13 protein-coding genes are annotated in these 15,351 nt (G+C 37.9%); 9 read left to right on the top strand and 4 right to left on the bottom strand.

Annotated elements, in window-relative coordinates; all coding sequences use genetic code 11:
- Positions 1-40: 40 nt before the first annotated feature.
- From ACG9ZL_RS11850 to ACG9ZL_RS11820, 7 genes are all read left to right on the top strand, one after another.
- Positions 41-1,063 carry a ferredoxin reductase gene (locus ACG9ZL_RS11850; RefSeq protein WP_336953827.1) on the top strand — a complete coding sequence of 341 codons (1,023 nt, stop codon included), beginning with the start codon at positions 41-43 and terminating at the stop codon, positions 1,061-1,063.
- A 118-nt stretch (positions 1,064-1,181) separates the two neighbouring features.
- Positions 1,182-2,321, top strand: coding sequence for a fatty acid desaturase family protein (locus ACG9ZL_RS11845; RefSeq protein ID WP_419328491.1), 1,140 nt, complete (start codon positions 1,182-1,184; stop codon positions 2,319-2,321).
- 235 nt (positions 2,322-2,556) lie between these two features.
- Positions 2,557-3,084, top strand: coding sequence for a hypothetical protein (locus ACG9ZL_RS11840; protein WP_166783564.1), 528 nt, complete (start codon positions 2,557-2,559; stop codon positions 3,082-3,084).
- A 257-nt stretch (positions 3,085-3,341) separates the two neighbouring features.
- Positions 3,342-4,058, top strand: a complete 717-nt coding sequence (gene rph / locus ACG9ZL_RS11835) for a ribonuclease PH (RefSeq protein ID WP_004723527.1) — start codon at positions 3,342-3,344, stop codon at positions 4,056-4,058.
- Positions 4,059-4,277: 219 nt separating this feature from the next.
- Positions 4,278-4,406 carry a hypothetical protein gene (locus tag ACG9ZL_RS11830; RefSeq protein WP_262087376.1) on the top strand — a complete coding sequence of 43 codons (129 nt, stop codon included), beginning with the start codon at positions 4,278-4,280 and terminating at the stop codon, positions 4,404-4,406.
- Between the two features lie 20 nt (positions 4,407-4,426).
- Positions 4,427-6,607 (top strand): phosphocholine-specific phospholipase C, encoded by a 2,181-nt coding sequence (locus ACG9ZL_RS11825; protein ID WP_419360125.1) that lies wholly within the window; start codon positions 4,427-4,429, stop codon positions 6,605-6,607.
- Positions 6,608-6,838: 231 nt separating this feature from the next.
- Positions 6,839-7,003 carry an ABZJ_00068 family colistin stress protein gene (locus tag ACG9ZL_RS11820; RefSeq protein WP_336953823.1) on the top strand — a complete coding sequence of 55 codons (165 nt, stop codon included), beginning with the start codon at positions 6,839-6,841 and terminating at the stop codon, positions 7,001-7,003.
- Between the two features lie 14 nt (positions 7,004-7,017).
- Here ACG9ZL_RS11820 and ACG9ZL_RS11815 read toward each other — a convergent pair whose 3' ends face one another.
- The 3 genes from ACG9ZL_RS11815 to nadC all read right to left on the bottom strand — a co-directional run bounded on the left by ACG9ZL_RS11815 (position 7,018) and on the right by nadC (position 11,228).
- Positions 7,018-8,895 (bottom strand): LTA synthase family protein, encoded by a 1,878-nt coding sequence (locus ACG9ZL_RS11815; RefSeq protein ID WP_419360123.1) that lies wholly within the window; start codon positions 8,893-8,895, stop codon positions 7,018-7,020.
- Positions 8,896-9,066: 171 nt separating this feature from the next.
- Positions 9,067-10,230: a DUF2135 domain-containing protein gene (locus tag ACG9ZL_RS11810; RefSeq protein ID WP_419360121.1), complete on the bottom strand. Its 1,164-nt coding sequence runs from the start codon at positions 10,228-10,230 to the stop codon at positions 9,067-9,069.
- A 152-nt stretch (positions 10,231-10,382) separates the two neighbouring features.
- Entirely contained in the window at positions 10,383-11,228 is an 846-nt protein-coding gene (nadC, locus tag ACG9ZL_RS11805; protein WP_419360119.1) for a carboxylating nicotinate-nucleotide diphosphorylase, read from the bottom strand.
- A gap of 489 nt (positions 11,229-11,717) precedes the next feature.
- Here nadC and ampD point away from each other — a divergent pair, with 489 nt between their 5' ends.
- Entirely contained in the window at positions 11,718-12,290 is a 573-nt protein-coding gene (gene ampD / locus ACG9ZL_RS11800; RefSeq protein ID WP_419360118.1) for a 1,6-anhydro-N-acetylmuramyl-L-alanine amidase AmpD, read from the top strand.
- An 88-nt stretch (positions 12,291-12,378) separates the two neighbouring features.
- The gene (gene murJ, locus ACG9ZL_RS11795) at positions 12,379-13,929 is read left to right on the top strand and encodes a murein biosynthesis integral membrane protein MurJ (protein ID WP_419360116.1); all 1,551 of its coding nucleotides are present in this window, start codon (positions 12,379-12,381) and stop codon (positions 13,927-13,929) included.
- Positions 13,930-14,620: 691 nt separating this feature from the next.
- Here murJ and bamJ read toward each other — a convergent pair.
- Positions 14,621-15,310 (bottom strand): BamJ family beta-barrel-assembly machinery protein, encoded by a 690-nt coding sequence (bamJ, locus tag ACG9ZL_RS11790; protein WP_419360115.1) that lies wholly within the window; start codon positions 15,308-15,310, stop codon positions 14,621-14,623.
- Positions 15,311-15,351: the final 41 nt, after the last annotated feature.

The raw sequence follows: 15,351 nt of genomic DNA, 5'->3' as shown, positions 1-15,351 counted from the left end.
TGTTCACTCAATAAATAGCAAGCACAAAGAGGAACGTCACATGAGTAGCTATATGCAGTATCAGCCAGAATGGGTTCGTGAGGATTTTGTCGATTTTATCGCTGAAAAAATCAATCCTGTTTGGGCTTGGAAAAAGGTAAAAGCCACGATTATTAAAACTCGTGCATTAAGCCCTGATTTTTATCAAATTCAATTACGTCCAAATCGTAATTTTAAGCATCAACAGTTTAAAGCGGGACAATCTGTTCTTGTAACTGTTGAAATTGCGGGTGTACGTCAACAACGTAGTTATTCTGTGGTTAAATTTTTGAATAATGGCGATATGATCATTGCTGTAAAACAACAGGGTAAAGTCTCCAATGCGCTGAGCCAAATGGCTTTTGGTAGCATTGTTGAACTGTCACAAGCTCAGGGTGATTTTGTTTTAGCTCCCGATGCATCGCCATTGTTATTGATTGCGTCAGGCAGTGGAATTACCGCAATCCATTCATTATTGCTTGAAGCACTCAAAGATTCAAATCGTCCAATTGATTTAATTTATTTTAGTCGTGATGAGGCTTTTCATGCAGATCTAGAACAGCTTTATCAGCAACATTCATTGTTGAATTATCACTATATTCATACCGCGCAACAAAAACAGCATTTAACTATCGAGTTATTGGAAAGTTTGGTTCCTGATTTCCAACAGCGTCAAAGCTATGCGTGTGGTGCTCGTGCAATGATGCAAAGCATCAATCAAATTTTTCAAGATTTGAATATTGCAGATCGTTTGAAACAAGAATTTTTCCAGATCGCTGTAGATGAAACTTTAGAAGAACAACCCGTGGTGTTTTTGCGTTCACAACAAGAATTTGCTGCGAAATCAAATCTTCTTGAAAGCGCTGAACAAGCGGGATTAAAGCCAACTCATGGTTGCCGTATGGGGATCTGCAATACTTGTACATGTACTAAAGTGAGTGGTTCGACCAAAAATATGCTGACAGGAGAAATTGACCATGCTTCAAATACACAGATCAAATTGTGTATCAGCCAAGCAATAAGTCCTGTGGTTATTAATCTGTAAATTAAAACAATCATTTAAATAAATTTAAACAACTTCTCGGTCTGTTGAACCTAGGCGTAGGAAGTTGTACCTAAATTCAGCTAAGGCTTCTAGAAATGAAGCGCTGAGGAGCAAGACAATGAATATGTCAGTTACTTTTCCAAACAGTAAATCGAAACATTTAAACCCAGAGCAAACCGCAGAGTTTGGTCGCCGTGTTGATGAAATCCGCCGTGAAATCATGGACAGTTTAGGTGAACAAGATGCCAAGTATATTTATAAAATCCGTAATTTTGTCCGTTATAGTGAAATTGCTTCACGTGGTATGTTGATGTTTGGCGGATGGATTCCACCTGTTTGGGTGGTGGGCACAGGATTGTTGGGCATTTCCAAAATCGTGGAAAATATGGAGTTGGGTCATAATGTTATGCATGGTCAATTCGATTGGTTAAATGACCCAAGTTTGAATGGTGCAAATTACGACTGGGATACCATGGCAACAGGTGATGATTGGAAATACACACATAATTATGTGCATCATACCTATACCAATATTGTGGGTAAAGACCATGATGTGGGTTATGGTTTACTCCGTGTTAGTGAATCACAGAAATGGGAACCGCGTTTTTTGTTTAATATTCCTTTAGCGATTCAATTGATGGTGTTTTTTGAATGGTATGTTGGCTTACAAAATTTACATTTGGAAGATGCGCTGATTTATAAAACAAAAACTTGGAAGCAGGTTTGGGCAGATGCTGCAAAATTTCGTAAAAAAGCCCGTCGTCAAATTCTAAAAGATTATGTATTTTTTCCTGTGATTGCAGGACCCAATGCTTTACCTGTTTTAGCTGGGAATGCCATTGCTAATGTGATTCGCAGTTTGTGGTCTTCAGCGGTGATTTTTAATGGTCACTTCACTGAAGATGCAGAGACTTTTGAAGCAGATAATGTGGAAAATGAAACCCGTGCTGAATGGTATTTACGTCAGATTCGTGGTTCTAGTAATTTTACTGGAACAGACTGGTTGCATATTTTAAGTGGGAATTTAAGTCATCAGATTGAACATCATTTGTTCCCTGATATGCCTGCCAATCGTTATTCAGAAGCTGCTCCAAAAATTAGAGCTTTATGTGCGGAATATGGCATCAACTATAATGAAGCAGATTTCATGAAACAGTTTGGCAGTGTATGGGTTCGTTTAGCCAAATGCTCTTTGCCAAATAGTTTAACAACCACCATTACTCAGTCTTTACAAAAGTTGAAGGGTATTTTTGCTTAAACAAAGTTTTTGCGATGTGTAAGCATTGGTGTTGCTGAGGTACTTATTTTGCTTCATTCAACTTGTGCAATAGCTGTTTAAAATAGATCATCAATTGTTGTTAGAAGAACCTTATTGAGTTAGATAAGGTTCTTCTATTGCTTTTAAAGTGATGTTTAAATTCAGTGATTTTTAATTTTTTGTATAAGCTGTGCTATGTTGATTTTAGAATCTTTTGAAAGTACTTAATCAATATATGCACTTCATTTCAGCCATCCCTTTAAGCGAACATCCGATTAGCGGATGCGTTCATGATGCAAATGGTCACTCAAAATCATTTCCTATTCTTGCAATTGACAATATTCCGCTAAATATATGGATACACGGAAATACTAATATCATTGAACGTGCAGATAATTTAGTCCCAGCACAAGGATGGCTATATGATTATGAAGATAATAAAGCCTTAAGTAATGCTTGGAAGCTTCTTAAACCTGAATTTTCTGAATATGGTGCTGTCTCAACGGTTGTTCCTCTTTTAGTTTGTCCCGATGATTTAGATCTTGGATGTAGTGTCATCATGGTAGAGCAAGTCGTTACTCAAACTGAAGTCAAGTGGATTCGGTTTGGACTAGCATGGGGATATATACATGATGTTATAACATCTGTTATTTGGGAAAACCCTTGTTCCGTCCCCACTCTGACATTCAGTTTTACTGAGTTTGAACAAGCGTATAATCACCTAAAAGACTTAGATAAAACTTGGAATCAAGATAGTCTTTAATATATGCATTTATACAGCCTTTAAGTATCAACAAGTTGTTGTCGCTTACGCTGATAAGCATCATTTAAATTTTTGGCTAAATTTCGAAAATTTTAAAACGTGGTTTGTATATCTATCTTTTTGTATAGACGTTTATTTAAGTCACCACATATAGATTTAGCGAGCAATTTCAAAAACCACCATCTTGTAACAAAACCATCTCTCTTGGATCTGTTATAATAAGTCGCAATATTTTTTGAATCCCATAAGGACAAGCTATGCGTATCGACCAACGTGCATTAGATCAATTACGTGAAGTTAAAATTACCCGTAACTACACCCGTTATGCGGAAGGTTCAGTATTGGTTGAATTTGGTCATACAAAAGTGCTGTGTACTGCAAGTATTGACAATTCAGTGCCACGTTTCTTAAAGGGTCAGGGCCAAGGTTGGGTGACTGCGGAATACGGTATGTTGCCACGTTCTACCCATACACGTAGCGACCGTGAAGCTGCTCGCGGTAAGCAATCTGGTCGTACTCAAGAAATTCAACGTTTGATTGGTCGTAGCTTACGTGCAATGGTGGATTTGAAAAAATTGGGTGAAAACACCATTACCATCGACTGCGATGTGATTCAGGCAGATGGTGGTACACGTACTGCTGCAATTACGGGTGCTGCGGTTGCATTAATTGATGCTATGAATGTACTTCTTGAGAAAAAGAAAATTAAGCATGATCCATTAAAAGGGCTTGTTGCTGCGATTTCTGTCGGCATGTATCAAGATGAAGTATTGCTTGATCTTTGCTATGAAGAAGATTCTAACTGTCAAACAGACTTGAATGTGGTGATGACTCAAGCAGGTGAGTTTATTGAAATTCAAGGGACTGCAGAAGAAAAACCATTTACCCGCGCTCAGTCCAATGCAATGCTTGAAATGGCTGAAAAAGGTATTCAGGAATTGGTAAAAAAACAACAAGAAGCGCTTGGTTGGTAATTCTAAAATATTGATATATTTTTATAAACAAAACGCATCTTCGGATGCGTTTTTTATTGCATAAAATTGTTTTAACCTAAGTCGCTTATTTATAAATTAAAACAAATATTTGATATTCATCATTTTTTAAAAAATATTCATCAAACTGCCATAAAAACTTCACTCTAGCGTCATAGCAGTTGTATTGACTATCCCTACCTTTATTTCATGGATAGGACAATGCGAAATTTTTTGCTGATTTTAGTGACCAGTCTGAGTGTCTTACTCAGTGCTTGTAATGATGATAATGAAAGCTCAACGACGAATCCACAGCCACCCGCTGCGTGTAAAGTACATTGCGCACCATAATAAAAAATAAGGAAATAGAGATGAACCGTCGTGATTTTTTAGTCAATTCAACAAAAACAATATTTGGTACAGCCGCTTTAGCCAGCTTTCCAGCCAGCATCCAAAAAGCTTTAGCCATTGACGCCAAAGTCGAAACAGGCACGATTAAAGATGTAAAACATGTCATCATTTTGACGCAAGAAAATCGCTCGTTTGATAATTATTTTGGAACATTAAAGGGTGTTCGTGGGTTTGGTGATCGTTTTACCATTCCGCTATCCGATAACCGTAAGATTTGGGAACAATACGATAAAGATAAGAATAAAATCTTTCCCTATCATTTAGACAGCACGCGTGGCAATGCACAACGTGTTAGCGGTACGCCACACTCATGGACAGATGGGCAATTTGCTTGGAACCATGGCCGTATGGGCAATTGGGTACAATATAAACAACCCCAATCTATGGGATATTACAAACAAAAAGAAGTTGAATTTCAGTTCTCACTTGCCAACGCCTTTACCCTGTGTGATGCATATCATTGTGCAATGCATACTGGAACCAATTCGAATCGTATGTTCTTATGGACAGGTTCAAATGGTCCTAAAGCTGCGGGTGTTGCCAGTGTCGTCAATGACTTAGACAGTATTGGTGCATCAAGCACAGGCTATGATTGGACAACCTATCCTGAGCGCCTACAACAAGCGGGTGTGACGTGGAAAGTTTATCAAAATATGCCAGATAACTTTACCGACAATCCTTTGGCTGGTTTTAAACAATATCGCCGTGCCAATGAATTATCAGGTAAACCTGTAAACAATGACAGCACGTGTCCTGCTTATGATCCTGCCATTGATGCAATACAACCGTTGTATAAAGGGATTGCCAATACGATGCCTGATGGCGGATTTCTCGCTTCATTTAAAGATGATATTGCCAAAGGTCAATTACCTCAAGTCAGCTGGATGGTTGCACCTGCAGCCTATAGTGAGCATCCAGGACCATCAAGCCCTGTACAAGGTGCTTGGTACATTCAGGAAGTTTTAAATGCTTTAACGGAAAACCCTGCGATTTGGAGTCAAACGGTTTTATTGGTCAACTTTGATGAAAATGATGGCTTTTTTGACCACGTTCCTTCACCAAGTGCACCTTCAAAAGACGCTTCAGGTGTGATGCAAGGTAAAACCACCTTGAGTGATGAACAAATCTCATATGAATACGCTACGCATCCTAAAGCTTCAGCAGGGCAACCTAACTTTACTGATCCTAAAGTCAGCAATGGTGTGGGAGTCTATGGTCCAGGAATACGCGTACCCATGTATGTGATTTCTCCGTGGAGCCGTGGTGGTTGGGTAAATTCACAGGTTTTTGATCATTCGTCTGTTATTCGTTTCTTAGAGCAACGTTTTGGCGTGCAAGAACCGAATATTAGTCCATATCGCCGTGCTGTATGTGGTGATTTAACAACAGCTTTTGACTTTAAAAATCCAAATACCACCGCTATTTCGGACTTGATGGGTAAAAAAACCAAGAATGATGCAGATGCGATTCGTAATGCGCAAGCGCTATTGCCGCCGGTTTCCCGTCCTTTAAGTCAGGTCTATCCTGTTCAAGAGTTAGGAACACGATTGTCTCGGGCATTACCTTATATTTTACATAGTAGTGCGAAAGTTGATGTGGCAACAAAAACGGTGAAGTTAATGTTCTCCAATACAGGAACACATGCCGCAGTTTTCCATGTTTACGACAAATTGAATTTAGACGCAATTCCTCGTCGTTATATGGTTGAAGCAGGCAAACAATTGGACGATGTATGGAACACTTCAAATGGACTATACGATTTATGGGTGTTGGGTCCAAATGGCTTCCATCGTGGCTTTGCAGGAGATTTAGTCAAGTCTGCACAAATAGATGCATTGCCAGAAGTGCGTGTATGTGTTGAAGAGTGTGATCCTAAACTCTATTTAAAAGTTCGTAATGACGCTGCGAAAACAGCAAAATTGACGGTGAAAGCCAATGCTTATCTACCCAATAAGACATGGAATATCGAAACTGCTTCTACAGAAAAGGAGTTGAATTGGAATATGTCTGATTTCGGTGGTTGGTATGATTTTACTGTGACAATAGACGGTGATAGCACCTTTAAACGCCGTTTTGCTGGGCGTATTGAAACGGGTAAAGACTCATTTTCTGACCCTTATATGGGATTCATAGAATCTTAATTTTAAATAGCTAAATTTTTATGATTTAAATAAGGTGCGCTTTGCACCTTATTTTTGAGTTGATAAATGCTCACATAATTTGCGCAAACTTACATGATTAAGATTCCAATCATCTATTTATCTCAATAGATACATAAATCAGCTGAAATCCCTTGTTTCGTATACAGACTCTACAAATCTTTTCATCAGCCGATATTTAGAATATTTAAAATTTTAGCAAATGGCAGGTTTATGAAAATACTCATTGTTCTATTCGCGGTGATTACCTTTGTATTGATGGCTGGAGATCCACGCCGTGAAGATTTCGAAAGCAAAGAATTTGACGCAAAAAATAATGAACCGCAACAACAGGCTGAACGACAGCATGATCAAGAAGACTCTGGAGAACCTTCTTAATCATTTGGACAGGACTAGCTTTCAGCTTTTGATTTTAACGTCTGATAAGTGAAATTCTTACCATTTAACACATCCATATTCATGTCTTTATACTGTTGTAGAATCTCAGCTTGGTTAAATTCACAAGATTTTTGTGTTTGCGTACCTGTCTGATGAACGGTTGTATAACAAGCGCTCACCTTATTTACAAAAGCATAGTAAGGTGAAAGAGGAATATGTGCAGCTTCTAATACTTTGGGTGCTAAGAAATGTGCTGCCACAAAAGGCCCTTTAAATTGCTTTTGATCAATCGGGAAATTTGCCCAAACTGCAAGTGGTGTTTCAAAGAAGCGCACATCTTTTTTCTCAGCTTTTTCTTGCTCTGATTTAAAGAAGCCATACTCATCGTAAACGCTTTGTAAGTTGGGTAAATGGTCACCAAAGAAAATCACAATTGTTGGGCGATCAAGCTGTTTGACATGCTCAATCAGGGTTTTAAATTTATCATCAGCACGTTGCATACCCGTTAAATAAGTGTTCAGTGCACGTTTACTGTTTTCACTCACACCATCTTTAGTGATTTTAAAATGGTCTTTACCAAAGCGATCATCACTATACATTGGATGATTTTCAACACTGATGGCATAGATAAATTGAGGTTTGTCGGTATTATTAAGCTGATTTTCAATGCTGTTATAAATCAAATCATCAGTAGCCCAACCCGCAGCATTGATATATTTGGCGCGATCAGCCATGTTGATCATATTTTCAATTGAAGTAAAACGGTTAAAACCTAGATTTTGATAAACTGCGCTACGGTTATAAAAATATTTGCCGTTGTTATGCATTGCAGTTGTTTCATAACCCAATGTATTTAAGTACATTGGTAATGAATAGGTTGGGCGTTTTAATTTTGATACATAAGCCAATTCATTATGATTTAAATAGGTATTTAGGCTGGTTAAAACTTCAAACTCAACGTTAGCAGTTCCTCCTCCAAAGCTTGGAGACAATAAGCTAGAAACCTGATTTTTAGTAATTGTTGGGGTGATGTTACGTGGAATGCTTCTATCTAATTTTGTGGCATCCCAATGCGACTCGCTCATCACAAAAACGATATTTGGCAATAACTTTTGTTGTGACTGATCATCTGATGCTAGATTCGCTATAGGTTCTTCATCATGCTCAACCGTCACTGGTTGATAAAAAGCAGCAACTTTTTCTTCAGGAACAACTTGTGTTTGGAAAATTTTATTGTTTAAGCCATCTACGGTTTTGGAAAAAAAGAAGGTCGAAAAACCTAAGTATTTAATGGTTAAATGATCACCGATCCAGTCACCACGGGTATTGGGTAAATATTTTGCATATTGGCAAATTGAATTTTTTGCTGCATTGGCACACGCTTCACTAAAATTATTTTTAAAGTTCGCAGTGATAAAGAAGCCAAGGATAGCAAAAGATAAAATGCTATTTGTCAGGAGGAGCGGCTTTGTCCCTAATTTCTCTTTTTTATAGAGAAATACAAATAGTCCAATAAACACAGCAATTGCTGCAAAGACCGCAATTTTGAGCATGATTGGAGAGGCGATAAAGGTTTCTTTAAATAATAAAAAATCACTAGGAACCAAACTCGCAGAAAGATATTGCTCTTTCTTGATATTGATAAAGCTCAGCAAAAAAATAATAAATTGACTGAGTAAAATGGTCGCAAAGGTTTTTCTTAAAATTAAATAAAATAAACTAATAAAGGCGTAGTTTAAGAGAATTGAAAAGCCATATTTATACAGACGTGGTTTTAGATAGATGTCACGTAATTGAAAGAAACGCGTGATATCTTCTTGGTATAAGAAAAAAGCAAATACAGATAAAAAAGCGACAAGTAAAAACAAAACTTGTTGTTTCAAAGTCTTCATTGGCCTAATTACAGGAATGTATTGGAAGCCAAAGATTATAGGCTTATTCAGACGGCTTTTCTATGTAAAAACTGGTTGTTTTGTAAGCAAAATTAAAACTAATCAATAAAAAATAGCAAACTAAAGCATCAAAGTTGCCCAAAGAATGTAGATATCCTTTGGGCAATTTTTTTACTGGCTTACACGTTGTATCGCTTCATCATAAGTCGCGCTTGGTTTGTATTGATTTGCCAATTGGTAATGTTGCTTAGCTTGGGCATAATCTTGATTATTTTCATAGATTTTACCCATATTATAGTGAGAATAAGCTTTGGTATTGTTATTGGCTGCCAAAGCAATGGCTTTTTGATTTGCCCATAAAGCTTCTGAGGAACGATTGAGCTTTTGATAAGCAACGGCAAGATTACTATAGGTCTGGCCAACATTTGGATTGTAGTCGATAGACTGTTGATAGAGCATGGCAGCTTGTTCAATCTGGTTGTTTTGATAGGCTTTATCTGCACTTAAATTAAGTGTCTTGGCTCTTTTTTGCGCATCGGCTGAGACAGGAACAATATTTACCCGAGTGGTTTGATTTTGATAATTTGATACTGTTGAACCCACTTGGCTTGCGTTAACCGTGGTTCCTGAAATACGATTGATGTCTTGAATTTCACCTTCAGGGCTAATGCGAAATACAGTCCATAAATTCCCGGTTTGACCAGTTGGAATATAATAAGAACGAATCAGTGATTCACCCGCATACACCATGACTTTGGCTTGGCTATTGGATAAATTGGTCGTAGTTGGTTGAGTGCGATCAGAAAAGTCATGTACTGAATACACATAATATTGACCTTCTAAACGTTTATCAATCGTGACGGTTTCAGGACCATAAGAGTCGGTGTCATCCACATCCAGATTTGCAGCCAAACCTTGTTTACTGTCCCAATATACATGCTGATTTTTATAACTTAAGTGTGAATCGAGATCTAAAGGGTTTTGCCCCCAATTCAGTACAATTCGCATACTGTTGAGATCTTTGAGTACCGGACTTAAGGCGTAGGTCATGCCATCACATGGGCATTTTGCAACCAGTGTTGAATAACCTGATTTTTTGATAATCAGTAAATCATCTGAATTGTTTGTAGTATTACTATTGACTGAAGCTCGGCCACTTGTATTGGTAGAGCTTGATGCAGAGCGTTCACCATTTTTTTGCAAAATTACTTCAGCATTAGCAATATTTTGATCTTTGACTGTTGCACTTAACACATGCACATTGATTGTGTCTGCATGGCTCAGGATCGGAATAGATAATGTGAATAGTGATGAATATAAAATATGTTTTTTCATTGTTTATCTCTTTTGTTGGTACACGTAATTTGATTGTTATTTAGAAGGTCTTTTGCATAAAATTAGCTGATTATTTATTGACTCATCGTTATATTTTGTAATAAAAAAAGCAGTATATTGATACTGCTTTATGACCGAATATGATTGAGTGATTAGGCATTAAAACGCATAGATAAATCAATCGCTTTAACATCTTTAGTCAATACACCCATCGAAATATAGTCAACACCTGTTTGTGCAACTTCACTTAAATTCTCAAGGGTTATATTTCCAGAAGCTTCTAATTTACAGCGCCCTGCAACATGTTTAACCGCATCAATCATTTGTTGTTGGCTAAAATTATCTAGCATGACGATATCGGCTTTGGCTTCAAGTGCTTGATTCAGTTCATCCCATGTTTCAACTTCGACTTCAACAGGCTTACCTGGTGCGATTTGATGCGCTTTGGCAATTGCTTGAGCAATACCACCGGCAGCCATGATGTGATTCTCTTTAATTAAGAACGCATCAAATAAACCAAGGCGGTGGTTTTGACCGCCACCTACAGCAACTGCATACTTTTGTGCAATCCGTAAACCCGGCAAAGTTTTGCGTGTATCTAATAATTTGGTTGCTGTACCTTCTAGATATTTTACATATTCAGCCGTTTTGGTTGCGACTGCAGACAGGGTTTGCACAAAGTTTAATGCAGGACGCTCAACAGTCAGCAAACTACGCGCAGAACCTGCCAATTTATAAATGGTTTCATTGGCTTTGACCCAGTCACCATCATTTTTAAGCCAAGTAATTTGTACGTTTGGATCATACGCTTTGATTAGTGCATCGACCCAAGGTTGTCCTGCCAAGACCATATCTTCACGCGAAATGATCGTAGCCGTCGCTTGCTCATCTTCTGGTGTGAGTAGGGCAGTAATATCAGCATCACCAATATCTTCTTGGAGTGCTTGTTGAATATTAATTTGAATAGATTGTTCAAGCAAAGATTCAGGTATGCTCATGGATATCCCTATTTTAGTCACCCTTAAAAACTGAGCGATATATTAGCACTGTCATTGCAAGTTTGAAGAAGTTTTTATTTTATATAGATTAGGATCTGTTAACATTTCATAAATAGTTTGCGTTGTAGGTTCAAATTAAGCACGAGACGTATACATCGTAAAATATGAATGAGAATAGTGAGACTATTTTTAAGTTTCATAACGGAAACTGAGATGATTTTAGTCATAACTTGAACAAGAACAAAGCATTACTTTATTCGCAGTGAAAGTCGAAGCTGAGGACTAGAGTCTTTTTTTGCCACTACATGTTACCTTGCGAAACGATGTTTCTCATCATTTAGAATCACTAAATTTCGTATTTCGTGCCTTGTATCGCCTAAAAAATACTCGTCGTCGCAAACATAGACGAATTGTCAACAGACCCGAGAGTACACTAAAATATTGAAAATCAGCTTTATTGAAAATAGAAAAATCCTGTAGGAATAAGATATGCAATCTGCACCGCAGTTTCAGGTCGTAAATGGTCAATTGATTGGCGCAAGACAAGTCCCATCACCCAACTATAATCAACGTCCTGAAAATACAGAGATTCAGCTGATTGTGATTCACAATATTAGTTTGCCCCCTTCACAGTTCGGTGGAGGTTATATTGAACAGTTTTTTCAAAATCAACTGGATTGGTCAGTACATCCTTATTTCCAAACCATCGAGGGTATGCAGGTTTCTGCACATTTATTGATTCTACGAACTGGTGAAATTATCCAGTTTGTTAATTTTAATGATCGGGCTTGGCATGCAGGACGTTCAGCTTATCTGGGTAAAGTTGAGTGTAATGACTATTCAATTGGCATTGAACTTGAAGGAAGTGATGATCGCGATTTTGAAGCGATCCAATATCAACAACTGGTTGATGTGGTTGCCACTTTGCAACACGCTTATCCGAAAACTGATCATCATTTAACAGGGCACTCTGATATTGCTTCAGGACGAAAAACTGATCCTGGACCACATTTTCAATGGCAGCAGTTTAGAGAAAGTTTGAATCAGAAAAAATTAAGATAGAACAAGTGAAGTAAATAAGCGTCTGGTTATGATTTAACAACGCAATTTTAAGAATATTTAATTACAATAGCGACTTTATTTTAACTAGGTGAATACGATGGCGCTGTGGCGATCCACCTTTATTGTCAGTGCAATGACCATGTTGTCACGAGTCTTGGGCTTAGTCAGAGATATGGTTTTGCTCAATGTGTTTGGGGCAGGTAAGGATTTTGACACCTTTGTGGTTGCTTTTCGTATTCCCAATTTTTTCAGGCGTTTATTTGCAGAAGGGGCTTTTTCACAAGCCTTTATTCCTGTACTCACCGAATATAAAACCACAAAACTGCATGCAGAAGTACAGATTCTCATTAGTCGTGTGTTTGGCTGTTTGTTAATGGTGATGTCGTTGTTAACTTTAATCAGTATGATTATTGCGCCTGTGATCTTGTATGTCTATGCACCGGGTTTTCATAATGATCCTGCAAAATTTGATCTGGCTGTAGATATGTTTCGTTTAACGATTCCCTATCTGATGTTTATGTCATTGACTGCATTTGCCAGCAGTATTTTAAATAGTTATGGGTCTTTTGCTTCTCCAGCGTTTTCGCCTGTATTACTCAACGTGGCAATGATTGCTGGTGCTTGGTGGTTAGCCCCGCATATGGCTCAACCGATCATGGCTTTAGGCTGGGCTGTGGTTGCAGCAGGGGTTTTACAACTTGCCATTCAAATCCCTGAATTATGGAATAAAAAATTACTGATTCCACCTAAAGTTGATTTTAAACATGAAGGTGTAGATCGGATTCTAAAACTGATGTTACCCGCTTTGTTTGGTGTATCAGTCACTCAGATTAACTTATTGTTAAATACAATCTGGGCATCATTCATGCAAGATGGCTCGGTGTCATGGTTATATAGTGCTGAACGCATGACCGAGTTGCCACTTGGATTGATTGGTGTTGCCATTGGTACCGTGATTCTTCCGTCTCTTTCTGTGAGTAAAGCAGAACAAGATCAGGCCAAGTTCCGTAGAATGTTAGACTGGGCAGCTCGTGTGATTGTCTTGGTGGGTGTGCCAGCCAGTATTGCTTTGTTCATGTTATCTACGCCAATTATTCAAGCACTTTTCCAGCATGGTGCTTTTGATGCACGTGATACGCAAATGACCGCTATGGCACTGCAATGTATGAGTGGTGGTGTACTGGCATTTATGTTGATTAAAGTTTTTGCACCAGGCTTTTATGCCATTCAGGACACCAAAACCCCTGTACGTGTCGGCTTAATGGCTGTTGCAGCCAATGCGATTTTAAATATTATCTTTATTGGTATTTTTAAATTGATTGATTGGCAAGCTGAGCATATGGCCTTAGCGATTGCTTCTTCAGGTTCAGCTTTGGTCAATGCTGGGATGTTATATTTTTATTTACATAAGAAAAATATTTTCCGTTTTGGCGCGCACTGGAAAAAATTATTCCTTCAATTTGCCATAGCTAATATCGTGATGATTGGTGCGCTATGGTTTGCTTTAAATTGGTATGATGGTACAGCGTCGCAATGGCTTCGAATTCTTGAAGTTATCGGGTTATGTGTGGTGGGTATTGTAGCTTATGGTATTGCTCTGCTCGCAGCAGGTTTTAGACCAAGACATTTAAAACACTAAAATTAAGACCAATCAACAGAATATAAATGAGACAGCTTTTATTTTGAGCATCATTCATGCATAAGTGATGTATCTAGCGCATGGTGACAAGGATGTCACCATCGTGTGGGATAGAATTTAAATTCTATAGTTAACCTGTCAAAAACTCAGACACAAGAACATAATTTCTTTTAATTAATATTTTCAATTAAATCAACTAAATGGAAAAATAAATTATTTAATTATAAAAAATCTTGCAATGCCACACCTTACATTTAACGTTTAAATACCTTTGCGCAGGCGATGTCTCACTTTTCGTAGAGGATGCCAAACCTTGCGCTGCAAACAAAGCAGTGCTTTGTTTTTGCTCATGTTAGGCGAGGGGTACGTCCTGTACCCCCGCCCAACGGCGACATCCATGTCGCCCCACGGTAGGATAATCATCTATGATTCAAAAGTAAAAAAATGAATTGATAACAACAGTTTCTAAAAGTTCATATAAAAACATAAGCTTAGTTTATAATCAGTAACTTGATAGAAATCACTTGTGTGAATAATTAGCTGGTTTGACTATGAATATAAGATACAGTACTGTAAGTTTGACCAAGGAATGAATTTACGTCTATGAAATGCGATAAGATTTTTTATTAGAGCATAAAAAACATCGCAATTGAGCGATGCTTTTTATTTTTAAAACTATTTAGCATTGAAACTAAGGTAAAACTTTTAATAGTTCTACATCAAAAATTAATGTGCTGTTTGGGCCAATCGCATCACCCGCACCAATCTCGCCGTAGGCAAGTTTTGCTGGAATAAAGAAACGATATTTCGCGCCTTCTTTCATCAGTTGTAAACCTTCAGTCCATCCTTGAATTACTTGGCTAACTTGAAATTCAACAGCTTCATTCCGTGCAAAAGAACTGTCGAATACAGTCCCATCCAATAAACGACCTTCATAGTTTACAGAGACTTTAGATTTTGCAGAGGGCGATTTTCCAGTGCCTTGTTGTAAAACACTATACTGCAAACCACTTGGGCGAGTAATCACACCTGCTTTCTTCGCATTTTCTACAAGAAAAGCTTCGCCTTGTTTGGCGTTTACATCTGCAGCTTGCTTAAACTCAAGCATTTGTTTTGCTTCAGTTTGCTGTTTATATTGTGCAAGTGCTTTTGCCATTTCTTCATCAGTTAAGCTTGCTTTCTGACCCGTAGAACCTTCTTTAATCCCTTGGATAAAGGCATTTAAATTAATTTGTTTTAAGGTGTCAGCATTGGTACGGCCCATGACATAACCATAGCTATAACCCAGTTGATCTTGTTGGGAGCTTTTATTGTTAATCGGTGCTGAGAAAGCTGCTGTACTCAGCATGCTAAGACTAAGCACAATAAGTGTTTTTTTCATAATTTAAATCCAAAAAAGGAGAGTAAATCTCTCCTTTTCTT

Origin of the sequence: Acinetobacter legionensis, from assembly GCF_048551735.1 — a bacterium.
Taxonomy (GTDB): Bacteria; Pseudomonadota; Gammaproteobacteria; order Pseudomonadales; family Moraxellaceae; genus Acinetobacter.
This window is presented reverse-complemented; position numbering and strand designations above follow the sequence as displayed.

Excerpts from the sequence above, each read along its gene's own strand:
- ACG9ZL_RS11850 (WP_336953827.1), top strand. The coding sequence starts at position 41 with ATGAGTAGCTATATGCAGTATCAGCCAGAATGGGTTCGTGAGGATTTT.
- ACG9ZL_RS11845 (WP_419328491.1), top strand. The coding sequence starts at position 1,182 with ATGAATATGTCAGTTACTTTTCCAAACAGTAAATCGAAACATTTAAAC.
- ACG9ZL_RS11840 (WP_166783564.1), top strand. The coding sequence starts at position 2,557 with ATGCACTTCATTTCAGCCATCCCTTTAAGCGAACATCCGATTAGCGGA.
- rph (WP_004723527.1), top strand. The coding sequence starts at position 3,342 with ATGCGTATCGACCAACGTGCATTAGATCAATTACGTGAAGTTAAAATT.
- ACG9ZL_RS11830 (WP_262087376.1), top strand. The coding sequence starts at position 4,278 with ATGCGAAATTTTTTGCTGATTTTAGTGACCAGTCTGAGTGTCTTACTC.
- ACG9ZL_RS11825 (WP_419360125.1), top strand. The coding sequence starts at position 4,427 with ATGAACCGTCGTGATTTTTTAGTCAATTCAACAAAAACAATATTTGGT.
- ACG9ZL_RS11820 (WP_336953823.1), top strand. The coding sequence starts at position 6,839 with ATGAAAATACTCATTGTTCTATTCGCGGTGATTACCTTTGTATTGATG.
- ACG9ZL_RS11815 (WP_419360123.1), bottom strand. The coding sequence starts at position 8,895 with ATGAAGACTTTGAAACAACAAGTTTTGTTTTTACTTGTCGCTTTTTTA.
- ACG9ZL_RS11810 (WP_419360121.1), bottom strand. The coding sequence starts at position 10,230 with ATGAAAAAACATATTTTATATTCATCACTATTCACATTATCTATTCCG.
- nadC (WP_419360119.1), bottom strand. The coding sequence starts at position 11,228 with ATGAGCATACCTGAATCTTTGCTTGAACAATCTATTCAAATTAATATT.
- ampD (WP_419360118.1), top strand. The coding sequence starts at position 11,718 with ATGCAATCTGCACCGCAGTTTCAGGTCGTAAATGGTCAATTGATTGGC.
- bamJ (WP_419360115.1), bottom strand. The coding sequence starts at position 15,310 with ATGAAAAAAACACTTATTGTGCTTAGTCTTAGCATGCTGAGTACAGCA.